Origin of the sequence: Castellaniella sp. (assembly GCF_047971665.1) — a bacterium.
In the GTDB taxonomy this organism is placed as follows: domain Bacteria; phylum Pseudomonadota; class Gammaproteobacteria; order Burkholderiales; family Burkholderiaceae_B; genus Castellaniella.
Genome location: NZ_JBKEAA010000017.1, coordinates 18593 through 45237, shown reverse-complemented (window position 1 = coordinate 45237; position 26645 = coordinate 18593). Strand labels below are relative to the sequence as shown.

Sequence of the window (26645 nt, the reverse complement as noted above, 5' to 3'; positions counted from 1 at the left end):
CTCATGCCCAAGCGTTCAGACATCCACAGCATCCTCATCATCGGGGCCGGCCCGATCATCATCGGCCAGGCCTGCGAATTCGATTATTCCGGCGCGCAGGCCTGCAAGGCCCTGAAGGCCGACGGATTCCGCACCATTCTGGTCAACAGCAATCCGGCCACCATCATGACGGACCCGGAAACGGCCGACGTCACCTATATCGAGCCCATCACCTGGCAGGCTCTGGAAAAGATCATCGAGGTTGAGAAGCCCGATGCCGTCCTGCCCACCATGGGCGGCCAGACGGCGCTGAACTGCGCGCTGGACCTGGAACACCACGGCGTGCTGAAAAAGCACGGCGTCGAGCTGATCGGCGCCAATGCCCATGCCATCGAAAAGGCCGAAGACCGCCTGAAATTCAAGGACGCGATGACCTCGATCGGCCTGGAGTCGGCCAAATCGGGTATCGCGCACAGCATGGACGAGGCCTGGGCCGTGCAAAAGCGCATCGCGTCCGAGCTGGGCTCGTCGGGTTTCCCGGCGGTCGTTCGTCCCAGCTTCACGCTGGGCGGCACGGGAGGCGGCATCGCCTACAACGCCGAGGAATTCGAGACCATCTGCCGCCGCGGTCTGGAGGCATCGCCGACCAATGAACTGCTGATCGAGGAATCCTTGCTGGGCTGGAAGGAATTCGAGATGGAAGTCGTGCGCGACAGCGCCGACAACTGCATCATCGTGTGCGCCATCGAGAACCTGGACCCCATGGGCGTGCACACGGGCGACTCGATCACCGTCGCGCCTGCGCAGACGCTGACCGACAAGGAATACCAGATCATGCGCAACGCATCGATCGCGGTGCTGCGCGAGATCGGTGTGGACACGGGGGGCTCGAACGTCCAGTTCGCGATCAATCCGGCCAATGGCCGCATGATCGTCATCGAGATGAATCCGCGCGTGTCGCGGTCCTCGGCGCTGGCCTCCAAGGCGACGGGTTTCCCCATCGCCAAGGTCGCGGCCCGGCTGGCCGTGGGCTACACGCTGGACGAACTGCGCAACGAGATCACCGGCGGGGCCACGCCCGCCTCGTTCGAGCCGACGCTGGACTATGTCGTCACCAAGGTGCCGCGTTTCGCTTTCGAGAAATTCCCCCAGGCTGACTCGCGGTTGACGACCCAGATGAAGGCGGTGGGCGAGGTCATGGCCATTGGCCGCACCTTCCAGGAATCCTTCCAGAAAGCGCTGCGCGGCCTGGAGGTCGGTATCGACGGGCTGAACCAGATGACCACCGATCGTGAGCGCCTGCAGGTCGAACTGGGTGAGCCCGGTCCGGAACGCATCTGGTATGTGGGCGATGCCTTTGCCCAGGGATTCTCTCTGGAAGAGGTCCATCAGCTGACCAGGATCGATCCCTGGTTTCTGGCTCAGATCAAGGAAATCGTCGATATCGAACTGGCGCTGGAACAGCGCACGCTGTCCGAGCTGGACGACGACACCATGCGCGAACTCAAGCGGCGCGGATTCTCCGACCGGCGTCTGGCGTTCCTGCTGGATGCCACCGAGTCCGAGGTGCGCAAGCTGCGTCATCAGATGGGCGTGCGACCGGTCTATAAACGCGTGGATACCTGCGCGGCCGAATTCGCCACCACCACGGCCTACATGTACTCGACCTACGAGGACGAGGACGAGGCCGCGCCGACCGATCGCAAGAAAATCGTCGTCCTGGGCGGCGGGCCCAACCGCATCGGCCAGGGCATCGAGTTCGACTATTGCTGCGTGCATGCGGCCCTGGCGCTGCGCGAGGATGGTTTCGAGACCATCATGGTCAATTGCAATCCGGAGACCGTGTCCACCGACTATGACACTTCCGACCGGCTGTATTTCGAGCCGCTGACGCTGGAAGACGTGCTGGAAATCATCCACAAGGAAAATCCGGCCGGCGTCATCGTGCAGTACGGCGGCCAGACGCCGCTGAAGCTGGCCCGCGCCCTGGAGGCCAATGGCGTGCCCATCATCGGCACCAGCCCGGATTCCATCGATGTGGCCGAGGACCGCGAGCGTTTTCAAAAGCTCCTGGCCAAGCTGGGCCTGCGCCAGCCGGCCAATCGCACGGCCCGCACCGAAAGCGAGGCCCTGGCCCTGGCCGGCGAGATCGGCTATCCCCTGGTGGTGCGCCCCAGCTATGTGCTGGGCGGGCGCGCCATGGAAATCGTGCACGAGCCTCAGGACCTGGAGCGCTACATGCGCGAGGCGGTCAAGGTCAGCAATGATTCCCCGGTGCTGCTGGATCATTTCCTGAACAATGCCACCGAGGTCGATGTGGACTGCCTGGCCGATGGCGAGCAGGTCATCATCGGCGGCGTGATGGAACACATCGAGCAGGCCGGCGTGCACTCGGGCGATTCCGCCTGCAGCCTGCCGCCGTACTCGCTGTCTCCCGAGATCGTGGACGAGATCGAGCGTCAGACGGCGCTGATGGCCCGCGCCCTGAACGTCAAGGGCCTGATGAATGTGCAGTTCGCCATTCAGGATGGCGACGTCTATGTGCTGGAGGTCAATCCGCGCGCCTCGCGCACCGTGCCCTACGTGTCCAAGGCCACTGGCCGTCAGCTGGCCAAGATCGCCGCGCGCGTCATGGCCGGACGCCCCCTGGCCGCGCAAGGGATCACCTCGATTCCGTCGCCGGTGCGCTATTGCGTCAAGGAGGCCGTCTTCCCCTTCGTCAAGTTCCCCGGCGTCGATACCATCCTGGGACCGGAAATGAAATCCACCGGCGAAGTCATGGGCGTGGGCGATTCCTTTGGCGAGGCTTTCGTCAAATCCCAGATTGCCGCGGGCGCGGTGCTGCCCGAGTCCGGCCATGTCTTCATCAGTGTGCGCGATCAGGACAAGACGCGCGCTGTGGAGGTGGCCCGCGGCCTGACCGCGCTGGGCTTCAGGCTCATCGCCACGCGCGGCACGGCGGCCGTGATCGAGGCGGCCGGGCTGGCGGTCCAGGTCATCAACAAGGTCACCGAAGGCCGTCCCAACATCGTCGACATGATCAAGAACGGCGAGATCGCGATGGTCATCAACACGGTCGAGGAACGCCGCAACGCCATTGCCGATTCGCGGGCCATCCGCACCCAGTCGCTGGCCAACCGGGTGACTTTCTTCACCACCATCGCGGGCGCGCGCGCGGCCGTCGAGGGTCTGCAGTACCTGCGTCAGGGCGGCGGCCTGAAAGTGTATTCGCTGCAATCGATGCACGGTGCCGTCGCGGCCTGAGGTCCCGATGGCGGGGGATCGTCCCGATGCGATGTCTCCGGCCGCGCCGGCGAGCGGATCGGGGACTCCTGCCGAACCGCCTGAACGCATTTTCTTGACGGGCGCCAGCAGCGGCATCGGTGCCGCCCTGGCGCGCCGCTATGCGGCGCGTGGCGCCGTGCTGGGGCTGGTCGGCCGCCGCCGCGAGGCATTGCAGGCCCTGTGCGACAGCCTGCCGGGGCAGGGGCATCGGATCTATGCGCTCGATGTGCGTGACCGCGCGGTGCTGCATGAGGCGGCGCGGGATTTTCTGGCGCGCGGCCCGGTCGACCGGGTCATTGCCAGTGCCGGCATCAGCGCCGGCACCCTGACCGACGCGCCGGAGGATCATGCGGTTTTCAAGGCCATCATCGACACCAACGTGCTGGCCATGGTCGCCACATTCGAGGCCTTTGTCGCGCCGATGCGCGCGCGGGGGCAGGGCACGCTGGCGGGCATCGGCAGCGTGGCCGGCGTGCGCGGCCTGCCGGGCGCCGGCGCCTACAGCGCCTCGAAGGCGGCCGTGCGCGCGTACTGCGAAAGCCTGCGGGTCGAACTGCATGGCACCGGTGTGCGCGTCGTGACGCTGGCGCCGGGGTTCATTGCCACGCCCATGACGGCGCGCAATCCCTATCGCATGCCATTCCTGATGCCGGTCGAACGCTTTGCCGAACAGGCCGTGCGGGCGATCGACGCCGGCGTGTCCTATCGCGTCATCCCATGGCCCATGGCCTGGGTCGCCCGGCTGCTGCGGCTGGTGCCCGATGCCCTGTATGACCGGGTCGCCGCGCGCCGCAAGCGCAAGCCGCGCACGGGCCTGCGCTGAATCGCTTCTCGCGCCCTGTGGTTCGCATGCCGCATCCGTCCATGCGCAGTGTTGGCGCGCTGGCTCGTGCAGCCGGTCGGATGTCCGGCCTGTTCGCGGCATCCCTGGACAAAGCCACGTAAAATCGGACCATGGCACAAAAACAGAATTCATCGCAGGCTCCTGTCGTGCGGCAGGCGCCTGCCTCGCGTGATACCGACCGCTCTCAGGCGGCGATCCTGAAAGCCGCCTGCGATGAGTTCACCGAGCATGGTTTCGCGGGGGGGCGGGTCGATCGTATCGCGGTGCGCGCGGGGGTCAACAAGCGCCTGATCTACTACTATTTTGGCAACAAGGATGAGCTGTTCCTCTCCGTGCTGGAGCATGCCTACGCCGACATCCGCCAGGCCGAGCAGGCGCTGCGTCTCGATATGCTCGAACCGGTCGAGGCGCTGCGCATGCTCGTGACCTTCACCTGGCGCTATTTTCTGACGCATCCCGAATTCCTGTCGCTGCTGTCGAGCGAGAACATCATGCGCGCCAGTCATCTGAAGCAGTCGGGCAAGATCCGCGAAATGCATTCCCCTCTGGTCTCGCTGCTGGACCGGCTGCTCGAGCGCGGCCAGGCGCAGGGGCTGTTTCGCGCGGGGATCGATCCCGTGCAGCTCTATATCTCTGTGGCCTCGCTCGGGTTTTTCTACCTGGCGAACAATCACACGCTGTCCGTGATCTTCGGCCGCGATCTGCGCGCCGACGATGCGCTCGACGAGCGGCTGGCGCACATGACCGATCTGATCGTCGGCTACGCGTCCAGCCAGCCGCAGGCTCTCGACGCAATTGCCAAACAATCTTAAGGGATATCCCTAGTTTCTGTTTCATTGACATATAAAACAGGCTGCGTCCATAATTCACTAATTGGTGAATTAGATAAAAAGCGCGCGTGGCTTGCCGGGATCCGGTCGGGAGGCGCCGCAGGAGACCTGGATGCTGCGCAAGCTGATACTGTCCCCGGCCCTCCGGCCATTTCTGCTGGTTCTGTTCCTGCTGGTGATCTGGGATCTCTCCATCCGGCTTTTCAGCATTCCTGCCTATCTCATTCCGCCGCCCGGCAAGGTCCTGGTCCAGCTCGTCGAGCAATGGCCCCTGTTGCTGTCCGAGAGTTATTTCACGACCGAGGCGACCGTCTGGGGCTTTCTGCTGTCCATTGTGGTCGGGGTGCCCATCGCCATGGTGATCGCCTATTCCCGCGTCGTGGAGTCCTATGTCTACCCGCTGCTGGTGTTTTCGCAGAGCGTGCCCAAGGTCGCGATCGCGCCGTTGTTCGTGGTGTGGTTCGGCTTTGGCATCCTGCCCAAGGTGATCACGGCCTTTCTGCTGGGTTTCTTCCCGGTCGTGGTCTCCACCGTCATGGGATTCAAGTCGGTCGAATCCGACATGCTTGATCTGGCGCGTTCCATGGGCGCGAGCCGGTTGCAGACCTTTTTCAAGATCAGTCTGCCGGCAGCGCTGCCCGCGATGTTCAGCGGCCTGAAGGTCTCGGTCACGCTGGCCGTGGTCGGCGCGGTGGTGGGTGAGTTCGTCGGTTCGAACTCCGGCATCGGATATGTCCTGCAAGTGGCCAACGGCAACTTCGATCTGCCGCTGATGTTTGCGGGCCTGGTATTGCTTTCGGTCATCGGCGTGCTGCTGTTCGCGGTCGTGGACCTGATCGAACGCATGATGATTCCCTGGCATGCCTCGCAGCGCTAGGGGTTTTCTCGGACCGCCGCGGGCGGATGGATACAGCGGGCCGACAGTGCCCGGAAGGAGACACGCATGATTCGAAACTGGCTCAAGACGGGATTGGGACTGGCCCTGGTCGCCGCGATGATCGGCGCCGCGCCGGCCCGGGCCGAGGACAAGCCCAAGGACGATGTGACGCTGATGCTGAACTGGTATCTGTACAGTGAGCACGCACCCTTCTTCCTGGGCAAGAAACTCGGCTATTACGCCGAAGAAGGCATCAACCTGGACATCCAGGAAGGCCGGGGTTCGGCCGTGACCGCCCAGGCGGTGGCGGCCGAGTCGGTGAATTTCGGCTACATCGACATCACCACCATGATCAAGGCGGCAGCCAAGGGAGCGCCGCTGATCTCCACCGGTGTCCTGTTCCAGATCAGCCCCATGTCAGTCATGAGTTTCGAGGAAAAGGGCATCCGGACGCCGCAGCAGATCGTCGGCAAGACGGTGGCGGTCACGCCGGGGGATTCCCTGTCGCAGATGTGGCCGATCTTTCTCAAGGCCAACAAGATCGACCCCAAGCAGATCAAGATCGTTTCGGGGGATGCCCAGACCAAGCTCAATGCGGTCATGACGGGCCGCGCCGACATGCTGCTGGGCTACGTCATGGACCAGGCCATCAAGCTGCAGGATGCGACCGGCAAGCCGGTCTATCCGATCCGTTTCGCCGATTCCGGCGTCAATCAGATCAGTTCCGGCCTCATCGTCAACAAGGACTGGCTTGCCGAGCATCCCGATCTGGCGCGACGGTTCATGCGCGCCTCGACGCGCGCCGTCGAAGCCGCCGAAAAAGATCCGCAGGCCGCCGTGGATGCCATGCTGGAAGCCAAGCCCAAGGCGGGGGTGCCCGAGACGCTGCTGGTCGGCCTCAAGCGCAGCATCGAGCTCTATCACACCGAGGAGACCAGGAACGAGCGGCCGTTCCGCGTCACCATGGACAATGTCGACAAATCCCTGGACATCCTGGTCGAGTACGGCGGTGTCGATCCGGCGCATCGCGGCAAGCCGTCCGACTACGTGACCCTGGATTATCTCCCCAAGAACTGAAGCAGCACGAGACCGACTCATGTCCGATGACATCTTGATCGAAGCCGAAGGCGTCACCAAGGTCTACCAGACCCGCGATGGCGACGTCGAATCCCTCAAGCCGCTGGATTTCAGCATCCGCACGGGCGAGTTCGTGTCCGTCGTCGGGCCTTCGGGGTGCGGCAAGAGCACCCTGCTGAAGATGGTGGCGGGCCTGCTGCCCATCACCGAGGGCCGGCTGTCTCTGGCGGGGCAGCCCATCTCGGGTCCCCGCAAGGACGTGGGCATCGTTTTCCAGAGCGCGGTCCTGCTGGCCTGGCGCAGCGTGCTGGACAACATCCTGCTGCAGGCGGAAATGCGCCGCATGCCGATGGGGCCGGCGCGCGAGCGCGCGCTCCAGCTGATCGAGATGGCCGGCCTGTCGGGCTTTGAACGCAAGTATCCCTGGCAGCTTTCGGGCGGCATGCAGCAGCGCGCCTCGATCTGCCGGGCCTTGCTGCACGACCCCGCGCTGTTGCTGATGGACGAGCCCTTCGGCGCGCTCGATGCCATGACGCGCGAGAAAATGAATCTCGAACTGCAACGGATCTGGGCCGAATCCCGCAAGACGGTCCTTCTGATCACGCACAGCATTCCCGAGGCGATCTTCTTGTCGGACCGGGTCATTGTCATGAGCGAGCGTCCAGGTTCCATCGCGGCGGTCTATGACATCGATCTGCCGCGCATGCGTTCGCTGGAAGTCATGGGCTCGCCCGAGTTCGCGAAGTACGCCAGGCGGATCCGCGCGCACTTCTACTCCGAGGGCATATTGGATCACTGAGACCCGCCCGAGGCGGGATACGAGCATGCATGCCATTCGTTTTGTGATCGAGGACATCGGCTTTGCCGAGCGTGATGTCAAGCTGCGGCTGCCCTTCAGATTTGGCGCCGCGACGGTGACCGGCTGCCCGCAGGTCTACGTCCGCGTGCGCATCCGGCTGGAAAATGGCCGCACCGAGACGGGCTGCGCGGCCGAGATGATGATCCCCAAGTGGTTCGACAAGTCCCCCGATCTGACGCAGGAACTGAATTTCATCCAGTTGCGCGAGGCCTTGTCGCTGGCGCGCGAAGCCTATGTGTCTGATCCCTGTTCCGATACCGCCTGGGGACATTTTGCCCGTCATTACCGGGCCATCCATGAAACCGCGCAGCGGTGTGGCCTGCCCGGGCTGGTGGCCTCGTACGGCCCCGCGCTGGTGGATCGCGCCGTGTTCGATGCGGCCTGCCATGCCCTGGGCGTGAGCTTTGGCGAGGCCATGTCGGCCAATGCTGCCGGCATGCGTGTGCAGGCGTCCGGCCTGGCCGGTGACCTGGCCGGTTTTGATCTGGACGCCTTCCTGGCCGCGCACCCCGCGTCGTATGCCGGGCGGCAGATCGCAGCCCGGCATACGGTCGGGCTGACCGATGCGCTCATCGCTCCGCCGCAGGACGCCCCGACAGATGGCCTGCCCTCCTGTCTCGCGCAGGCTGTCGCCCGGTACGGTCATCGCCATTTCAAGCTCAAGTTGTCGGGCGACGCGCAATCGGATGCGCATCGTCTCGCGCAGATCGTGCCGGTGATCCGCGACGTCATGGATGGGGTGACGCTCGATGGCAATGAACAGTACCGTGATGCGGCGCACCTGGCCGAATTCCTCGATCACCTGGAACGGATGCCCGCGCTGGCGCCGCTGGCGAACCGTCTGGCATTCATCGAGCAGCCGCTGGCGCGCGCGCAGACGCTGGACACGGATGTCTCGGCGCTGGCCGCGCGCGTCCCGCTGCTGATCGATGAGTCGGACGCCACCGTCGATGCGTTCCCCCGGGCGCGGGCCATGGGCTACACCGGCGTATCCAGCAAGAGTTGCAAGGGTTTCTACAAGTCCGTGCTCAATGCGGCGCGCTGCGCGGCCTGGTCGCGGGACACCGGCCGTGCCTTTTTCCTGTCGGGCGAGGATCTGACGATGCAGGCGGGGCTGGGCATTCAGCAGGATCTTGCCCTGGTGGGCTGGCTGGGCCTGGCCCATGTCGAACGCAACGGACATCACTACGTCAATGGCCTGTCCTGTGCGCCGCAGGCAGAGCAACACGGATTCCTGCGGGCGTTCCCGACGCTTTATGCGCATTCCGAAGGCGCCGTCCGTTTGCGCATCGACGGCGGCGGCATTGATCTGAGCGGCCTCGACTGCGCCGGTTTTGCGACCGGGGTGGCCGGCGGTCATGTTTCCTGGGACGCGATGCGTTCCGTTTATTGAGTGAAAGGACTTCCATGAGCACGCAACGTCTTGGAATCATCATGCATGGCGTCACCGGACGCATGGGCATGAATCAGCATCTGATCCGCTCTATCGCGGCGATCCGTCGCCAGGGCGGCGTGGCATTGGCCAATGGCGACCGGGTGATGCCGGATCCGATCCTGGTGGGCCGCAACCTGGACAAGGTCCGGGCCCTGACCCAGGCGCACGGCATCGAGCGTTGCACCGATGATCTGGAGGCCGCCCTTGCCAACCCGGAGGACACGGTGTTCTTCGATGCGGGCACGACGCAGATGCGTCCGGACCTCCTGGCCCGGGCGATCGGCGCAGGCAAGCATATCTACTGCGAAAAACCCATCGCCACCGGCCTGGACGAGGCGCTCCGGGTCTGCCGCCTGGCGCAGGAGGCCGGCATCAAGCACGGCGTCGTGCAGGACAAGCTGTTCCTGCCGGGCCTGCGCAAGCTGGACATGCTGCGCCGTTCGGGTTTTTTCGGTCGCATGCTTTCAGTGCGCATCGAATTCGGCTACTGGGTATTCGAAGGCGATCTGCAGCCCATCCAGCGCCCGTCCTGGAACTATCGCAAAGAGGACGGCGGCGGCATGATCCTCGACATGGTCTGCCATTGGCGTTATGTGCTGGACAACCTGTTCGGCGAGGTCCGGTCCGTTTCCTGCCTGGGGGCGACGCACATTCCCGAGCGCCTGGACGAGCAGGGCCGGCCCTACAAAGCCACCGCCGATGATGCGGCCTATGCCACTTTCCAGCTCGAAGGCCATGGCGGCGAGCCGGTCATCGCGCAGGTCAACAGTTCGTGGACCACGCGTGTGCGTCGCGACGATCTGGTGACCTTCCATGTGGATGGTACGCACGGTTCGGCGGTCGCCGGCCTGACCGAGTGCGTCGTCCAGCCCCGGGTCAGCACGCCGCGTCCGATCTGGAATCCCGACGAGAAGCAGAAGATGCCTTTCATGGAACAGTGGCAGATCGTGCCCGATACGGAGGTCTACGACAATGGCTTCAAGATCCAGTGGGAGCATTTCATCCGCCACATCGCGGCCGATGCGCCCTTCCGCTGGACCCTCGAGGAGGGCGCCAAGGGCGTGCAACTGGTCGAAACGGCGTTGCAGAGCTGGCAGGAACGCCGCTGGATCGATGTGCCCGCGCTGTTCCCGAAGAACTGAGGAGAGGGTCATGAGCGGACGTATCCTGTTGCCCACATCATCTGGCGGGCTTGAAACCTATACCCTGCGCGGCGTGCCTGTCCCCCAGGCGACCGGCGGCGCGACATTCAACCGGATCGCCTATTCGGCGGCGCATGTGGTTGCGGACCCGCTCGCAGCTGTCGATCCCTGGATCGATTGCGCCATCGACTGGGACGCCACCCTCGGTTATCGCCGTTACCTGTGGTCCCTGGACCTGGGGGTGGCCGAGGCCATGGACACGGCACAGCGCGGCATGGGCCTGGATTGGCCGACGTCGCTCGAACTGATCCGCCGTTCGCTCGACGCGGCGCGGGACGTGCCCGGCGCCCGGGTGGCCTCGGGCTGCGGCACGGATCATCTGGCGCCGGAAGCGGCGCGCACCCTGGACGATGTCATCGCAGCCTACGAGGCGCAGGTCGGCGCCATCGAGGCCCTGGGCGGCCGGCTGATCCTCATGGCCAGCCGCGCCCTGGTGCGTGTGGCGCGGGGTCCGGAGGACTATGCCCGGGTTTACGGCCGCATCCTGGAGCAAGTGCGCGAGCCGGTGATTCTGCACTGGCTGGGGGATATGTTCGATCCGCAGCTGCGAGGCTATTGGGGCAGCGAGGATGTCTCGCGCGCGATGGATACCGCGCTGGACGTCATCGCCGCCCATGCGGACAAGGTGGACGGGATCAAGATCTCGTTGCTGGACAAGGGCCGGGAGATCGAGATGCGGCGCCGTCTGCCGGCCGGCGTGCGCATGTACACCGGCGACGATTTCAACTATGCCGAGCTGATCGCCGGCGATGGCGCGGGGGCATTGCCCACCCACGGGCACAGTGATGCCCTGCTGGGGATCTTCGATGCCATCGCGCCGGCGGCCAGCGCGGCGCTGGCCGCCCTGGCCGCTGGAGAGACGGCGCGCTTTCATGAGATCCTCGCGCCGACGGTGCCGCTGTCGCGCCATATCTTCGCGGCGCCGACACGGTTCTACAAGACGGGGGTGGTCTTCGTCGCCTGGCTCAATGGCCACCAGGATCACTTCTCCATGGTGGGCGGACAGCAGAGCACGCGTTCGGTCCAGCACATGGCCGAGCTGTTCCGGCTGGCGGATCAGGCCGGGGTGCTCGAACGTCCCGACCTCGCCGTCGAGCGCATGGTGCAATGGCTCGCTGTGCATGGCATTCATCAATCCTGAGGGGCGCGGCATGCGGGACTTGTCCAAGGATCATGCGCTGCTGTCCCTGAATACCGCCACGGTGCGCAAGCAGTGGCGGCTGGACACGATCATCGATGAATGCGCCCGGCGCGAGATCCGGGCCATCTCGCCCTGGCGCGATCAGGTGGCGGCCGTGGGGCTGGAGGCCATTGCCCGCCAGTTGCGGGCCACAGGGATCGGTCTGTCGGGTTATTGCCGCGGCGGATTCTTTCCGGCCGCTGATGCCGCCGGGCGGGCTGCGGCATTGGAGGACAACCGGCGCGCGGTGGACGAAGCAAAGACGCTGGACGCGCCCTGCCTGGTCCTGGTGGTGGGCGCGCTGCCGGGCGCCTTGCAGGGTCGGCCGGCCTATACCGACATGGCGCGGGCGCGCGGCGAGGTGCGCGACGGAATCGCCGCCACACTGGAATATGCCCGCTCGGTCGGTATGCCGCTGGCGATCGAGCCGCTGCATCCCATGCAGGCCGCCGAGCGCGCCTGCATCAATACCCTGGAACAGGCGCTGGACCTGTGCGATGCGCTCGATCCCGACCGCAGCGGCATGCTGGGCGTGGCCGTTGACGTGTATCACGTGTGGTGGGACCCCAAACTGCATGCCCAGATCCGGCGTGCGGGCGCCGAGCGGCTGCTGGCCTACCATGTGTGCGACTGGCTGGCGCCCACTCGCGATCTGCTGAACGATCGCGGCATGATGGGGGATGGCGTCATCGAACTCAAGCGCATCCGCCGCGAGATGGAGGCGGCCGGCTATGCCGGCCTGTGCGAGGTCGAGATCTTTTCCGAGGACTGGTGGAGCCGTCCTGGGGAAACGGTCCTGGAGACCTGCATCCAGCGGCATCGGGCCGTGGTGTAGCGGTACCTCACCGTGGTGTGGCAGCATTGCGCCGTGGTGTGGTCGCAGCGTGTCGGGCCTCTTCGCGGCCGGGCCTCAAGCCTCGGCCGCGTCCACCAGGACCAGCTCAGCGTCGTCCAGGGCGGTGATGCGCAGGGACGTTTCGTCCCGGATCGGCAGCGCCTCGTCGTCGCCGTCCAGGCCGCTGGCCAGCGTCACGAAATTCCCGGAACGGTCGCCCTTGGAAAAAGGCCGCGCGCCCCATGTGGGCGGCGCCGCCCTTGTGCTCGGGGAAGATCCAGTTCTGGAAAATCCAGGTCAGGCCGGGTTCGAGGTTGTATTCAGGATAGCGAAGCGACAGTGTAGAGCACCCCGGGCAGGGCGGGTTTTCCCAGGTCGTGCCGGTCCCGATGAAGCTCCGCCATGCCGATGCGCTGGTACCGGCGCTGCGGGCGGGACGGGGCTGGCCCTTGCCCGTCGGGATGCCGCCATCTTGCGAGGGCGTGGATGGCCGCCTTACACTTGCGGCCAGCCTGATCTTCGAATTTCTCTCATCCACGTTTCTTTTCCGGAAGGCCTCCCGGCCATGACGCTTTCATGACAACTTCTTATTTCCCCACGTGGCGCCGCGTTTCCGGCACCGCCGACGGCGCCGTGGTCCAGCCCGACGAAACCATGCCCTGGCCCCAGACCGTGGCCATGGGTGCGCAGCATGTCGTGGCCATGTTCGGCTCGACGATTCTGGCGCCGCTCATCATGGGTTTCGATCCCAATACGGCCATCCTGATGTCGGGTGTGGGGACCCTGATCTTCTTCCTGTTCGTCGGTGGCCGGGTGCCCAGCTACCTGGGTTCCAGTTTCGCCTTCATCGGCGGCGTGATCGCCGTCAGCGGGTATGCGGGCAGCGGGCCGAACCTGAACATGGGCGTGGCACTGGGCGCCATCGTCATCTGCGGCCTGATCTATACCGGGATCGGCCTGTTGACCGCGCTGCTCAATGCGCGTCAGGGCGGGGCGGCGGACTGGATCGACCACTGGATGCCACCGGTGGTCACCGGTGCCGTTGTGGCCGTGATCGGCCTGAATCTGGCGCCGATCGCGGCCAAGGGGGCGATGGGCGGTTCGCTGTTCGAGTCCTCCATGGCGCTGCTGACCATCCTGTGTGTCGGCGGTGTGGCGGTCTATACCCGTGGCCTGGTGCAGCGTCTGCTGATTCTGGTGGGGTTGTTCGTCGCCTGCGTGCTCTATCTGATCCTGGCCAATGGCCTGGGCCTGGGCAAGCCGATCGATTTCTCCGCCATCGCCGCCGCCCCCTGGCTGGGATTGCCGACGCTGACGGCGCCGGTGTTCGAATCGCACGCCATCAGCGTGATCGCGCCGGTGGCCATCATCCTGGTGGCTGAGAACCTGGGGCACATCAAGGCGGTCAGCGCCATGACCGGCCAGAACCTGGATCGGTACCTGGGCCGCGCCTTCATGGGCGACGGCGTGGCGACGATGATTTCCGGCGCCCTGGGCGGCACCGGGGTGACGACCTATGCGGAAAACATCGGCGTGATGACGGCGACCCGCATCTATTCGACCCTGGTGTTCGTGGTGGCGGCCCTGGTGGCGCTGGTCCTGGGATTCTCGCCCAAGTTCGGCGCGGTGATCCAGGCCATCCCGGCCCCGGTGCTGGGCGGCATGTCCGTGGTGGTGTTCGGTCTGATCGCCATAGCGGGCGCGCGCATCTGGGTGGTCAATCAGGTCGATTTCAGCGACAACCGCAACCTGATCGTGGCGGCGGTCACGCTGGTGCTGGGCGCGGGCAATTTTTCGATGGCCATCGGCGGGTTCAAGCTCGACGGCATCGGCACCGCGACTTTCGGCGCCATCCTGCTGCACGCGCTGTTGCGGGGGCGCCGGGAAAAACGCTGAGTGGCCCGTCGCGCCTGCTGTGCGGCGGGCGTGGCGCTTGCCCATGCAACCCGCTGTAAATCCGGTGGATAGCGCTTGCTTTTTCCCTTCCGATTGCCCACAATATCCCTACAGCACCCCGGTTTCTGGCCGGGGTTTTTCACGGGCGAACCGGCAGGCCACCCGATCAGCAAGCGGATGACGTCATGTCGTGACCGTTTCGCATGACCCCTGAGTGCGGGCATGCGTGATCAGGCAGCCCTCAGCGGGCCGGAACCACCACACTTCGCCCATCTCTTTCGTTGTCAGGCGTCCCGCGCATGGGGCGTTTTTTACTTTTGAGTCGAAATTATGTCTGCGATTCCTTTGACAGTTCGCGGGGCAGAGCGCTTACAGGCCGAATTGCACCGTCTGAAGACGGTGGACCGCCCCGAAGTCATCAACGCCATCGCCGAAGCGCGCGCCCAGGGCGATCTGTCCGAAAATGCCGAATATGATGCCGCGCGTGAACGTCAGGGCTTCATCGAGGGCCGCATCCAGGAACTGGAAGGCACCCTGTCCAACGCCCAGATCATCAATCCGGCCGATCTGGATGTGGCCGGCCAGGCCGTGTTCGGCGCGACCGTCGAGATCGAGGATCTGGAATCGGGCGAGCGCCTGACCTATCAGATCGTCGGTGACCTGGAAGCCGACATCCGCGCCAACATGATCTCGGTGTCCAGCCCCGTTGCGCGGGCGCTGATCGGCAAGAGCGAAGGCGACGTGGTCGAAGTGCGCGCGCCAGCCGGCGTGCGCGAATATGAGGTCTGTTCGGTCAGTTATCGGTGAGGGTGGGTCCGGGCACTGAATCGTCTCTGCGGACGGTTCAGTGCCTGCCGAACCGGAGCCGCCTGCAAGCGGCGAGGCGGAGGGATGCCCCGATCCTCGCAATCCGGCGTCGGCCCAGGATGATCAGCGGCTGGTGCGGCCGCGCCGGGCGCCGGCCCGCAGCGACAGCGCGCTGCCACTGCGGCGCGGGATACCGTGACCGGCATCGGCGCGATTGCCCCGTGCCGGTCTGGTGGCCGGGCTGCCGTCGGCCGGGCGGGGTTTGGATTCCGCCCGGCGGGTTTTCGGCGCGGCATCCGGTGCGGGCTGCTTTTCCGGGTCTTGCCGGCGCACACCGGCGGCGGTGCGGGCCGCCCGGGGCTGCGCCGCCTGCTTTTTGGGCACGTAGGGCTCGGATTTGCGGCGCACGGCCCGGGTGGTGTTTTCGGCGGCCTGGGCGGCTTGTTGCGCAAGCGGATCGGGTCGATAGATAATCAGCGTTTTGCCGAGATGATGCACGGCGGCGCAAGAGAGCGTTTCGCAGATCTCGGCCAGCATCGTGTCGCGTTCGGCGCGTTCGGCGCCGGCGACGCGGACCTTGATCAGTTCATGGGCCGCCAGCGAGCGGTCGATTTCTTCCAGCACGGCGGCAGTCAGGCCGCGGTCGCCGATCATGACGACGGGGTGCAGGGGATGAGCGGCGGCGCGCAGGGCGCTGCGCTGCTGAGAGGTCAGTTCGAGTTTCGGCATAGTGAAATTGTACGAGAATGGCCAAGAAAAAATTCTCCAAAGCCTGGGTCCAGCGGCATATTCATGATCCTTACGTCAAAATGGCGCAACAGAAAGGCTATCGGGCCCGTGCCGCGTTCAAGCTGACCGAAATCCTGGATACGGAAAAACTGCTGCGGCGCGGCGACGTGGTCGTGGACCTGGGGTCGGCGCCGGGCAGCTGGTCGCAGATCGTGCGCGAACGCCTGCTGACGGCGGGGGGCGTGATCGATGGCCGCGTGCTGGCGCTGGACCTGCTGCCCATGGAGCCCATCGCGGGGGTGGAGTTCATCCAGGGTGATTTCCGCGAGGATGACATCCTGGCGCATCTGCATGAGCGCTTGCAAGGGCAGGCCGTGGACCTTGTGATTTCCGACATGGCCCCCAATCTGTCGGGGGTGGCCTCGGCGGATTCGGCCCGCATCGCCCATGTCTGCGAACTGGCGCTCGAGTTTGCCTGCGGTCACCTCAAGCCCGAGGGTGCCTTGATCGTCAAGGCCTTTCACGGCAGCGGATTTTCACAGATCGTGCAGTTGTTCAAGCAGCATTTTGTCCGGGTGGTCGAGCGCAAGCCCAAGGCATCGCGGGACGAATCCTCCGAGACCTTCCTGGTCGGTCGAGGCTTCAAGGATGTCCCGTCGGCGCAGCCATGAGGCGGTCCCCGTCCGTGGTTGCCCCGTTGTCTGGATTCCGTGCGGTTTGCCCTGCGCGGCGCTGCGTCCGCACGGCGGATTCAGGTAGAATGAAATATTGACGTATCTGTCAGCTTGTTGTAATTGAGCGGTGCCGGTCTCGGCGCCCGACATGGCGGGCGGACAGCAGTACACACCCAGGAGGTTGGCTTTGAACAACTCGTTTTCCAAGGTTGCGGTCTGGCTGGTGATCGCGCTCGTGCTCTTTACGGTGTTCAAGCAGTTCGATGGACGCCCGGTCGCGGGCGGGGATTCGGTCAGCTACACGCAATTCATGAACGACGCCCGTGCCGGCCGCATCAACAAGGTCGACATTCAGGGCGACACGATCTACGTGTCGCCGGAATCCGGCCGTTCCTACAGTCTGACCTCGCCGGGCGACCTGTGGATGGTGCCCGAGCTGGTCAAGAACGGTGTCCAGGTGTCCGGCAAGGCCCGCGAGGAGCCTTCCTTCCTGGCCAGCCTGTTCATTTCATGGTTCCCGATGCTGTTGCTGATCGGGGTGTGGATTTTCTTCATGCGCCAGATGCAGGGCGGCGGCAAGGGCGGGGCGTTCAGCTTCGGCAAGTCGCGCGCGCGCATGCTGGACGAGAACAACAACACCATCACCTTCGCGGACGTCGCCGGTTGCGACGAGGCCAAGGAAGACGTCCAGGAACTGGTCGATTTTCTGCGCGACCCCACCAAATTCCAGCGTCTGGGTGGCCGCATCCCGCGCGGCGTGCTGATGGTCGGCCCGCCGGGCACGGGCAAGACCCTGCTCGCCAAGGCCATTGCCGGCGAAGCCAAGGTGCCGTTTTTCAGCATCTCGGGCTCCGATTTCGTCGAGATGTTCGTCGGTGTCGGCGCGGCCCGTGTGCGCGACATGTTCGAGAACGCCAAAAAACAGTCGCCCTGCATCATCTTCATCGATGAAATCGACGCCGTGGGTCGCCAGCGCGGCGCTGGTCTGGGCGGGGGCAACGACGAGCGCGAGCAGACCCTGAACCAGTTGCTGGTCGAGATGGATGGCTTCGAAACCGGCCAGGGTGTGCTGGTGATCGCCGCCACCAACCGTCCTGACGTGCTGGATCCGGCGTTGCTGCGCCCGGGCCGCTTCGACCGTCAGGTGGTCGTGTCGCTGCCCGATATCCGTGGCCGCGAGCAGATCCTCAAAGTCCACATGCGCAAGGTTCCCATCGCCCAGAACGTCGATCCGAATGTGCTGGCGCGCGGCACGCCGGGCTTTTCCGGCGCCGACCTGGCCAACCTGATCAACGAGGCGGCGCTGTTCGCGGCGCGTCGCAATGGCCGCACGGTGGACATGAACGACCTGGAAAAGGCCAAGGACAAGATCATCATGGGCGCCGAGCGCCGCTCCATGATCATGCCCGAAGAAGAACGCCGCAACACGGCCTATCATGAATCCGGCCATGCGCTGGTGGCGCGTCTGCTGCCCAAGACCGATCCGGTCCACAAGGTCACCATCATCCCGCGCGGACGCGCCCTGGGGGTGACGATGCAGCTGCCGGAGAACGACCGTTACAGCATGGACAAGGAACGTCTGCTGAACACCATCGCGGTGCTGTTCGGCGGCCGGATCGCCGAAGAAGTCTTCATGGACCAGATGACCACCGGCGCCTCCAACGATTTCGAGCGCGCGACCGCCATCGCCCGCGACATCGTGACGCGCTATGGCATGACGGATTCCCTGGGCCCCGTGGTGTACGCCGAGAACGAGGGTGAGGTCTTCCTGGGACGCAGCGTGACCAAGACCACGCACGTGTCCGAGGCGACCATGCAAAAGGTCGATTCCGAGATCCGCAAGATCATCGACGAGCAGTACGGGGTGGCGCGCAACCTGATCGAGTCCAACCAGGACAAGATGCACGCCATGGCCAATGCGCTGCTCGAATGGGAAACCATCGACGCCGAGCAGATCGACGACATCATGTCGGGCCGTCCGCCGCGCGCGCCGCAGCCGCCGTCCTCGGGGGGCGATACGCCCAAGACCCCGTCGGCCGGCCAGCCGGCCGCCAGCAACGACAAAGGCCCCGCCACGACGCCCGTCTGACACGACCGTTGATTTTCCATGCCTGACCATCTTCAGTGCGGGCGTTTCCGCTTGTCCTTGGAGCGCCCCCTGGTGATGGGGATCGTCAACGTCACGCCGGATTCGTTTTCCGACGGCAACATCCATTTCCGAGCCGATGAGGCCATTGCGCATGCGCGCTCGCTGCTCGATGAGGGCGCCGACCTGCTCGATATCGGCGGCGAGTCCACGCGACCCGGCGCCGAGGCGGTTCCCGCCGACGAGGAACTGCGCCGGATCATGCCGGTGATCGAGGCCCTGGGCGATTGCGGCGTGCCCCTGTCGGTGGATACCTGCAAGCCCGCCGTGATGCGGACCGCCCTGGCGGCGGGCGCCGACATGATCAACGACATCCGTGGTTTCTCGGCGCCCGGGGCGGTCGAGGCCGTTGCGCGGGCCGATTGCGCGCTGTGCCTGATGCACATGCGCGGCGAGCCGCGCACCATGCAGGATGCCCCGGTCTATCGGGATGTCGTCACGGAAATCCACGACTTCCTGGCGCAAGGGGCGCAGCGCCTGCGCCAGGCCGGGATCGCGGCCGACCGCATCGTCCTGGATCCCGGATTTGGATTCGGCAAGACGGTGGCGCACAATTACACTTTGCTACAGCAGTTTTCGCAGGCCGTGGGCCAGGATTATCCCGGCCTGCTGGGTGTGTCGCGCAAGTCCATGATCGGCGCCGTCACGGGGCGGCCCGCGTCCCGGCGCCTGGGTGGCAGCGTGGCGGCGGCCTTGGCCGGCGTGATGCGAGGCGCGCATATTCTGCGCGTCCATGATGTGGCCGACACCGTGGATGCCTTGCGGGTATGGTCGGCTGTCGAACAAGGAGTCCGTGCATGAGCGCACGCAAATATTTTGGGACCGATGGGGTGCGCGGCATCGTCGGCGGCGACCGCATCAACGCCGAGTTCGCGCTGCGGCTGGGCTATGCGGCGGGCCGGGTGCTGACCCGTGGCGCATCGTCCGCCGGACGGCCCACCGTGGTCATCGGCAAGGACACCCGCATCTCCGGCTACATGCTCGAATCCGCGCTCGAGGCCGGGCTTTCGGCCGCCGGGGTGGACGTGATGCTGGCCGGCCCGATTCCGACGCCCGCCGTGGCCTACCTGACGCGGGCCTGGCGCCTGGCCGCCGGGATCGTCATCAGCGCATCCCACAATCCGCATTACGACAACGGCATCAAGTTCTTTTCCGGGGCCGGCGCCAAGCTGCCCGACGAGACCGAAGCCGCGATCGAGGCTTTGCTGGACGAGCCACTGGGCTGCGCCGATTCGGCCGGCCTGGGCCGAGCGCGGCGCATCAGCGATGCCGCCGGGCGCTACATCGAATTCTGCAAGAGCACCTTCCCCAGCGAGCTGGACCTGCAGGGCCTGAAGATCGTGGTGGATGCCGCCCATGGCGCCGCCTATCACATCGCGCCCCACGTGTTCCGCGAACTGGGGGCCGACGTCTCCGTGATCGGTTGCGAGCCTGATGGCTTCAACATCAACGAAAAAGTGGGCGCCACGCATCCCGAGACCCTGGTTGCGGCCGTGTCCGCCCAGGGGGCGGACCTGGGCATCGCCCTGGACGGCGACGCCGACCGCCTGCAAATGGTGGATGCTTCCGGCCGCCTGTTCAATGGGGATGAGCTGCTTTATGCCATCGTGCGCGATCGCGCGCGCACGCAGCCCATCGAGGGTGTCGTCGGCACGCTGATGACGAATTTCGGTTTCGAGCGCCGTCTGCGCGAGCTTGCCATTCCGTTCGAGCGCGCCAAGGTCGGCGACCGGTACGTGCTCGAGGTCCTGCACCGTCACGGCTGGCTGTACGGCGGCGAAAGCTCCGGTCACCTGCTGTGTCTCGATCGCCACACCACAGGCGATGGCATCGTGGCCGCGTTGCAGGTGCTCGCGGCGATGCGGCACGCCGATGCGTCCCTGGCGGATCTGGTGGCCGACCTGTCCATGTACACTCAGAAAATGGTCAATGTCCCGTTGGCGCCCGGGCTGGACTGGCAGACGCATGCCATTCTGAAGCAGGTCTCCGACGAGGTGCGCTCGATGCTGGGCGATCGGGGCCGGGTTCTGATCCGCGCATCGGGTACCGAACCCAAGCTGCGCCTCATGGTCGAGGCCGACGACGAGGCGCTGGCCGAGGATGGGGTGCGACGGCTCGTGGCGGTCAAACTGGCCTGAGCGCCGTTGTCACATGATTCACATAGAGGAGTGGCAGAATAATCCCGATGTCGTGATTTTCGGGGATCTGCCATGCTCACTCAGCCTTCCTCCCAGTACGCGGGAACGATGAAACGCATAGACTGGCCCGGGGTGCAAGCCGGTGGACTGGCGCTGACCGTCGCACATCACCAGGCGGATCTGGAGGCCTTGCAACGCCTGCGGTTCCGGGTGTTCACGGAGGACATGGGGGCGGTGTTCCCGCATGCCGTGGGCGATCGCGATGTGGATCCTTTCGATCCATGGTGCGTGCATTTCATGGTGCGCGATACCGGCTCCGGTCAGGTGGTGGGCACCTACCGGCTGCTCACGCCCGAGGCTTCGCGCCAGGCGGGTGGCTACTACTCGGAATCCGAGTTCGATCTGACGCCGCTGGCGGCGCTGCGCCCGCGCCTGGTCGAGGTCGGGCGCTCCTGCATTGACGCCGGGTTCCGGCACGGGTCGGCCATCATGCTGCTGTGGTCCGGGCTGGCTCAGGTCATGACGCAGGGGGGCTATCGCTACATGCTGGGCTGTGCCAGCGTCAGTCTGCGCGACGGCGGCGCCACGGCTTCGGAGGTCTGGCGCCGGGCGCTCGCCCTGATGGCGCGTCATCCCGATACGCCGCGCATCCGGCCGCTGCATCCTTATCCGGTGGATCGCCTGGACAGCACGCTGCCCGCGCGCGTGCCGCCGCTGATCAAGGGCTATCTGGCGCTGGGGGCGACGATCTGCGGGGCGCCGGCCTGGGACCCGGATTTTCATACGGCCGATTTTCCGATCCTGCTGGACCTGGAATGGCTGGATGCCCGCTATCGGCGGCATTTCGGGATCGCATAGAAGGCGCCTGCGGCACCCCCGCGCGTGGCATGGCGGATGCCTGTCCGCGGTGGGGCGTTCAGTCTGCGAGGGTTTCCATGGTAAAGCCGGCCTTGCGCCAGATGGCGGCTTCTTTTTCCAGTTGAAAGCCGCTCAGGGGATGGGCGGCCAGCCAGTCCGACGGGAGACGCAGTGTGATGTGCTGGGCCTGCGCCCGCAGGCTCAGGGGCAGGGCATCCAGGGATTCCCGTCGGCGCAGCAGCAGGACGGCCAGACGCAGGCAGCACAGGGCCAGCCAGCGGGCCCGGCTGGGCGTGTAGATGCGCACCTTGGCGAGTTTGCCCTGATGGCCCAGCGCCAGGAACGCCAGCAGCTGTTGGTCATGGCGTGAAAAACCCGGCATGTCGGCGTTTTCCAGGATGTAGGCGCTGTGCTTGTGATAGTCGTTGCGGGCGATCAGCAGACCGATCTCATGCAGTTCGGCCGTCCAGGCCAGCGCCCGGCGCAACTCGGGGGTGTCGGGGTCGGATGCCAGATCGAGCTGGTCGAAGAGTTGCAGCGCCAGGCGATGCACGAACCCGGCCTGGGTCGCGTCGAGCCGGTAGCGGCCGCGCATCTGGCGCACGGTCTCGTCACGCTGGTCGCGGTGCAGATCGCGGCCCAGCAGATCCTGCAGGACGCCCATGCGCAGGGCGCCGTCGCCCGCCTGCATCCGGTCGATGCCCAGTTCCTGGAAAAGGGCGATCATGATGGCCAGGCCGCCGGGCAGCACAGGGACCCGCTCGGGTTTCAGGCCGGCCCAGGCCTCCAGGCGGACCTCGCCCGCGTCCACCAGGGCGGCGCGCAGCCGCTCCATGCCTTTGAGCGTGATGTCGCGGGTACTGAGGCCGTTCTCGGTCAGAATGGCCAGCAGACCCTTGGCGGTCCCCGACGAGCCGTAGGCCTCTTTCCAGCCCAGGTTGCGGTAGCGGCCAGCGATGGTTTCGACCGTGCCGCGAGCCGCCAGAATGGCCTGTTGCATCCGGGCTTCGGTGATGCCGCCCTGGGGGAAGAAGCGTCGCGTCCAGGTCGTGCAGCCCAGTTCCAGGGAAGCCAGTTCCAGGGGCTGATCGCGTTCGCCGATGATGAATTCGGTCGAACCGCCACCGATGTCGACCACCAGCCGGCGGCGGCCCGACTGCGGCAGGTCCTGGATCACGCCCAGGTAGATCAGGCGGGCTTCTTCCTGGCCGGAAATGATCTCGATCGGAAAGCCCAGGGCGTGTTCGGCCTGGGGCAGGATGTCGGCGGCATTGCGCGCCACCCGGAAGGTGTTGGTGGCCACCGCGCGGACGTTGGTCGGAGAGAACCCGCGCAGGCGCTCGCCGAAGCGGCGCAACGCCGCCAGTGCCTGATCCACGGTGGCTGCGTCGATGCGCTTGTGCTCGTCCAGGCCGTTGGCCAGGGCGACCTGCTCGCGCAGCTTGTCCTCGGCCAAGAGATGAACCGCGCCCTCGTGTCGCACGATACGTCCGATGGACAGCCGGAATGTGTTGGATCCCAGGTCGATCGAGGCCAGCCGGTCGTTCATGGTGTTACCAGAAAATGTCACACTGTGAGATTATAGTGGCCGATTCATGACAGGATTGTGAGGCGCGCATGCGGGCCGTCGAGGAAATGCCGGTTCTTCTGAACCGTGAGTTGTCAGTGCTGAAATTCAACGAGCGGGTGCTCTCCATGGCCGAGCGCTCGGATGTGCCTGTGCTCGAACGCCTGCGCTACCTGTGCATTGTCGGCTCGAACATGGACGAGTTCTTCGAAATCCGGATGGCCAGCCTCAAGGAGCAGCAGCGCCAGACGCCGGACATGAAGGGCGTGGACGGCATGACGCCCGACGAGGCGTTCGACCGGGTGCAGCGCGTGGCGCATGCGCTGGTGGACCGGCAGAACCGCCTGCTGACCGGCGAGGTCATGCCCAAGCTGATGGAACACGGGGTGGGCCTGATCTATTCCACGGGCTGGACCGATCTGCAGCGGGAATGGGCCTATGGGCTTTTCCGGCGTGATGTGATGCCGCTGTTGACACCCATCGGCCTGGACCCGGCGCATCCCTTTCCGCGCGTCTACAACAAGAGTCTGAATTTCATCGTCGCGCTCAGTGGCGAGGACGCTTTCGGTCGTGAGGGGCATATCGCCATCGTCCAGGCCCCGCGCGCGTTGCCGCGCATGGTCAAGGTGTCCGCCGAGATTGCGGGCATTCCCGATGGTTTCATGCTGCTCACCACCCTGATCAGTGCTTTTGTCGGCGATCTTTTCCCAGGGATGAATGTCCAGGGCTGCTATCAATGGCGGGTCACGCGCAACAGCGACCTGTTCGTCGACGAAGAAGAAATCACCAACCTGCGTCAGGCGCTCCAGGGCGAGCTGTCGCAGCGCAATTTCGGGGCTTCGGTGCGTCTGGAGATCGCGCACGCCATGCCACCCGATCTCGAATTGTTCCTGCAGCGTGAATTCAGTCTGGGGGCGGCCGACACCTATCGCGTCAATGGCCCGGTCAATCTGGCCCGGCTGATGCAACTGTGCAACCGGGTCAACCGTCCCGACCTGGAGTACCCGCCTTACCGGCCCCATGTGCCTGCGCCGTTCGATCGCGACCTGGAGCAGCCCGACGACCTGTTCGCGGCCATCGCGGCGCGCGATCACCTGCTGCATCATCCCTACCAGTCCTTCCAGCCGGTGCTGATGTTTCTGCGCAGCGCGGCGATGGATCCCAAGGTCGTGGCGATCAAGCAGACCATCTACCGCACCGGCGAGGACTCCGAGCTGATGAGTCTGCTGCTGTCGGCCGCGCGCGCCGGCAAGGAAGTCACGGTCGTGGTGGAACTGATGGCGCGCTTCGATGAGCAGACCAACATCAACTGGGCTGCGCGGCTGGAAGAAGTCGGCGCCCACGTCAGCTATGGCGTGGTGGGGCACAAGACTCACGCGAAAATGGCCCTGGTCCTGCGCCGCGAGGACGGCCGTATCCGCCGCTACGGCCACCTGGGGACCGGCAACTACCATCCGCGCACGGTGCGGCTGTACACCGACTTCGGTCTGCTGACGGCCAATCAGCAGATGTGCGAGGACATGGATCAGGTGTTTTCCCTGCTCACCGGCCTGGGCGCGCGTCGTGAGTTGAAGCTGCTGTTGCAGTCGCCCTTCACCCTGCATTCGACCGTGCTCGATCTGATCCGTTCCGAAACCGAATTCGCCCGTGCGGGCAAACGGGCCCGGATTCGCGCCAAGATGAATTCCCTGCTGGAGCCTGCGGTGATCCGCGCTCTGTACGAGGCCAGTCAGGCCGGGGTGCGCATCGATCTGATCGTGCGCGGGGCCTGCGCGCTGCAGGCCGGCGTCCCGGGTCTGTCCGACCGTATCCGGGTGCGGTCGGTCATTGGTCGTTTCCTGGAACATTCGCGGGTGTTCTATTTCTACCAGGATGGCGCCGAGCCCCTGTATCTGTCTTCCGCCGATTGGATGGATCGCAATTTCCTGCGGCGTGTCGAGATCGCCTTCCCGGTGCTGGACAAGACCCTGCGCCGCCGGGTCATCGACGAGGCCTTCACCTTCGCCTGGCGGGACAACCAGCTGGCCTGGGCCGCCCAGCCCGACGGCCGCTACTTGCGTGTGCGCAATCGCCGCGTCCCGTTCAACCTCCATCAACACCTCATGGCAAGATTGGGATGAGGCAGGCACGAAATAGTCCGCAGAGACTATTTCGTGCCTGTCTCATCCGAGCGGCGTGCAAGCCGCGAGCGCACTGTCATGAAACTGTCACTTCAACCCTCTACCATGTCGTCCTGACGGTCCGGGAACCTCCGCGACCGCCGATCATTACAGACCATATAGGGTTCAAGACATGTTCAAAAGATTTCTGACGCAATGCGCCGCCGGCCTGACGATGATGGCCGCCGCGGGCGTCGCGGCGCATGCCGCCGACCTGACGGGAGCGGGCGCTTCCTTTCCCTATCCGATCTATGCCAAGTGGGCCGCCAAATACCATGAGACCACCGGCAATCGCATCAACTACCAGTCCATCGGTTCCGGTGGCGGTCAGCAGCAGATCATCGCCAAGACGGTCGATTTCGGCGCCACGGACGATCCGATGAAACCCGATGCCCTGGAAAAGAACGGCCTGGTCCAGTTCCCCGCCGTCATCGGCGGCACCGTGCCGGTCGTCAACGTCAAGGGCATCAAGGAAGGCCAGCTCAAGCTCACCGGTCCCGTGCTGGCGGACATCTTCCTGGGCAAGATCAAGAAATGGAACGATCCCGCCATCGCCGAGCTGAACAAGGACCTGACGCTGCCCGCCAAGGGTATCGTCGTGGTGCACCGCTCGGACGGTTCCGGCACGACGTTCGGCTGGACCAACTACCTGTCCCAGGTGTCCCCCACCTGGAAGGAACAGGTCGGTCAGGGCAAGGCGGTCAAGTGGCCCACCGGCCAGGGCGGCAAGGGGAACGAAGGCGTCGCGGCCTACGTGCGCCAGCTGGCCAACTCCATCGGCTACGTGGAATACGCCTATGCGCACCAGAACGGTCTGGCCTGGGCGCAACTGCAGAACCGCGAAGGCCAGTTCGTGCAGCCCTCGCAGAAAGCGTTTGCCGCGGCGGCCTCGCATGCCGACTGGAGCTCCGCACCGGGCATGGGTCTGGTTCTGAACAACGAGCCGGGCGCGGAATCGTGGCCGGTCACGGCGGCGACCTTCATTCTGGTGCATGGCAAGCAGACCGATCCCGCGCGCGCCCGTGAAGTCCTGGCCTTCTTCGACTGGGCCTGGCGCGAAGGCGGTGACATGGCCCGCGAACTGGACTATGTGCCGCTGCCTGATGACGTGACCGCCAAGATCCGCGGACTCTGGGCCGAGCAGGTGCGCGGCGAGGACGGTTCGGCGGTCTGGAAATAAGCCGGACCGTCACGCTCCGGCGAAGTGGCGCGCGGTCGTGCGCCGCTTCGTTTGTGGGAAAATAACAACCTTTGAATTCCGATGCGGG

At 65.2% G+C, this 26645-nt stretch carries 22 protein-coding genes; 19 read left to right on the top strand and 3 right to left on the bottom strand.

All coding sequences use genetic code 11. The features are described 5' to 3' along the window. The first annotated feature begins 3 nt into the window (after positions 1-3). The 10 genes from carB to ACK5JE_RS06310 all read left to right on the top strand — a co-directional run bounded on the left by carB (position 4) and on the right by ACK5JE_RS06310 (position 12403). Complete coding sequence (gene carB / locus ACK5JE_RS06355; RefSeq protein WP_416800854.1) at positions 4-3243, top strand: carbamoyl-phosphate synthase large subunit; 3240 nt, start codon at positions 4-6, stop codon at positions 3241-3243. A 31-nt stretch (positions 3244-3274) separates the two neighbouring features. Continuing rightward, positions 3275-4087, top strand: coding sequence for an SDR family oxidoreductase (locus tag ACK5JE_RS06350; RefSeq protein ID WP_416800920.1), 813 nt, complete (start codon positions 3275-3277; stop codon positions 4085-4087). A gap of 131 nt (positions 4088-4218) precedes the next feature. Beyond that, the gene (locus tag ACK5JE_RS06345; protein ID WP_416800853.1) at positions 4219-4920 is read left to right on the top strand and encodes a TetR/AcrR family transcriptional regulator; all 702 of its coding nucleotides are present in this window, start codon (positions 4219-4221) and stop codon (positions 4918-4920) included. A 130-nt stretch (positions 4921-5050) separates the two neighbouring features. Beyond that, positions 5051-5815 carry an ABC transporter permease gene (locus ACK5JE_RS06340; protein WP_416800852.1) on the top strand — a complete coding sequence of 255 codons (765 nt, stop codon included), beginning with the start codon at positions 5051-5053 and terminating at the stop codon, positions 5813-5815. Between the two features lie 66 nt (positions 5816-5881). Beyond that, positions 5882-6892, top strand: coding sequence for an ABC transporter substrate-binding protein (locus ACK5JE_RS06335; protein ID WP_416800851.1), 1011 nt, complete (start codon positions 5882-5884; stop codon positions 6890-6892). A gap of 19 nt (positions 6893-6911) precedes the next feature. Next, the gene (locus tag ACK5JE_RS06330; protein WP_416800850.1) at positions 6912-7691 is read left to right on the top strand and encodes an ABC transporter ATP-binding protein; all 780 of its coding nucleotides are present in this window, start codon (positions 6912-6914) and stop codon (positions 7689-7691) included. A 25-nt stretch (positions 7692-7716) separates the two neighbouring features. Continuing rightward, complete coding sequence (locus ACK5JE_RS06325) at positions 7717-9144, top strand: enolase C-terminal domain-like protein (protein WP_416800849.1); 1428 nt, start codon at positions 7717-7719, stop codon at positions 9142-9144. A 14-nt stretch (positions 9145-9158) separates the two neighbouring features. Then, positions 9159-10328 carry a Gfo/Idh/MocA family protein gene (locus ACK5JE_RS06320; RefSeq protein ID WP_416800848.1) on the top strand — a complete coding sequence of 390 codons (1170 nt, stop codon included), beginning with the start codon at positions 9159-9161 and terminating at the stop codon, positions 10326-10328. A gap of 10 nt (positions 10329-10338) precedes the next feature. Further along, positions 10339-11529 carry a dihydrodipicolinate synthase family protein gene (locus ACK5JE_RS06315; RefSeq protein ID WP_416800847.1) on the top strand — a complete coding sequence of 397 codons (1191 nt, stop codon included), beginning with the start codon at positions 10339-10341 and terminating at the stop codon, positions 11527-11529. Positions 11530-11539: 10 nt separating this feature from the next. Beyond that, on the top strand, positions 11540-12403 hold the full coding sequence (locus ACK5JE_RS06310) for a sugar phosphate isomerase/epimerase family protein (RefSeq protein WP_416800919.1): 864 nt from the start codon (positions 11540-11542) through the stop codon (positions 12401-12403). Positions 12404-12478: 75 nt separating this feature from the next. Here the strand turns inward: ACK5JE_RS06310 and ACK5JE_RS06305 are convergent, their stop codons facing one another. Continuing rightward, entirely contained in the window at positions 12479-12601 is a 123-nt protein-coding gene (locus ACK5JE_RS06305) for a hypothetical protein (RefSeq protein ID WP_416800846.1), read from the bottom strand. A gap of 378 nt (positions 12602-12979) precedes the next feature. On the opposite strand from ACK5JE_RS06305, the gene ACK5JE_RS06300 reads away from it, so the two are divergent. Both ACK5JE_RS06300 and greA read left to right on the top strand, forming a co-directional pair. Then, on the top strand, positions 12980-14299 hold the full coding sequence (locus ACK5JE_RS06300) for a solute carrier family 23 protein (RefSeq protein WP_416800845.1): 1320 nt from the start codon (positions 12980-12982) through the stop codon (positions 14297-14299). 330 nt (positions 14300-14629) lie between these two features. Then, a complete protein-coding gene (greA, locus tag ACK5JE_RS06295) occupies positions 14630-15106 on the top strand; it encodes a transcription elongation factor GreA (RefSeq protein ID WP_416800844.1) in 477 nt (158 codons plus the stop codon). A 123-nt stretch (positions 15107-15229) separates the two neighbouring features. Here greA and ACK5JE_RS06290 read toward each other — a convergent pair whose 3' ends face one another. Then, positions 15230-15835: a YhbY family RNA-binding protein gene (locus ACK5JE_RS06290; protein WP_416800843.1), complete on the bottom strand. Its 606-nt coding sequence runs from the start codon at positions 15833-15835 to the stop codon at positions 15230-15232. Positions 15836-15852: 17 nt separating this feature from the next. Between ACK5JE_RS06290 and ACK5JE_RS06285 the strand changes: the two genes are divergently transcribed. From ACK5JE_RS06285 to ACK5JE_RS06265, 5 genes are all read left to right on the top strand, one after another. Then, positions 15853-16506: an RlmE family RNA methyltransferase gene (locus ACK5JE_RS06285; protein ID WP_416800842.1), complete on the top strand. Its 654-nt coding sequence runs from the start codon at positions 15853-15855 to the stop codon at positions 16504-16506. Positions 16507-16696: 190 nt separating this feature from the next. Further along, entirely contained in the window at positions 16697-18598 is a 1902-nt protein-coding gene (ftsH, locus tag ACK5JE_RS06280; protein WP_416800841.1) for an ATP-dependent zinc metalloprotease FtsH, read from the top strand. An 18-nt stretch (positions 18599-18616) separates the two neighbouring features. After that, positions 18617-19456 (top strand): dihydropteroate synthase, encoded by an 840-nt coding sequence (gene folP / locus ACK5JE_RS06275; RefSeq protein WP_416800840.1) that lies wholly within the window; start codon positions 18617-18619, stop codon positions 19454-19456. Next, the gene (gene glmM / locus ACK5JE_RS06270) at positions 19453-20793 is read left to right on the top strand and encodes a phosphoglucosamine mutase (protein WP_416800839.1); all 1341 of its coding nucleotides are present in this window, start codon (positions 19453-19455) and stop codon (positions 20791-20793) included. The genes folP and glmM overlap by 4 nt, the downstream gene beginning before the upstream one ends. A 72-nt stretch (positions 20794-20865) precedes the next feature. After that, on the top strand, positions 20866-21651 hold the full coding sequence (locus tag ACK5JE_RS06265) for a GNAT family N-acetyltransferase (protein WP_416800838.1): 786 nt from the start codon (positions 20866-20868) through the stop codon (positions 21649-21651). Positions 21652-21709: 58 nt separating this feature from the next. On the opposite strand, the gene ACK5JE_RS06260 is transcribed toward ACK5JE_RS06265, so the two are convergent. Next, on the bottom strand, positions 21710-23200 hold the full coding sequence (locus ACK5JE_RS06260; RefSeq protein ID WP_416800837.1) for an exopolyphosphatase: 1491 nt from the start codon (positions 23198-23200) through the stop codon (positions 21710-21712). Between the two features lie 68 nt (positions 23201-23268). Here ACK5JE_RS06260 and ppk1 point away from each other — a divergent pair, with 68 nt between their 5' ends. Together ppk1 and pstS are read left to right on the top strand one after the other, a co-directional pair. After that, complete coding sequence (gene ppk1 / locus ACK5JE_RS06255; RefSeq protein ID WP_416800836.1) at positions 23269-25338, top strand: polyphosphate kinase 1; 2070 nt, start codon at positions 23269-23271, stop codon at positions 25336-25338. 172 nt (positions 25339-25510) lie between these two features. Beyond that, the gene (pstS, locus tag ACK5JE_RS06250; protein ID WP_416800835.1) at positions 25511-26557 is read left to right on the top strand and encodes a phosphate ABC transporter substrate-binding protein PstS; all 1047 of its coding nucleotides are present in this window, start codon (positions 25511-25513) and stop codon (positions 26555-26557) included. The last annotated feature ends 88 nt before the right edge of the window (positions 26558-26645 follow it).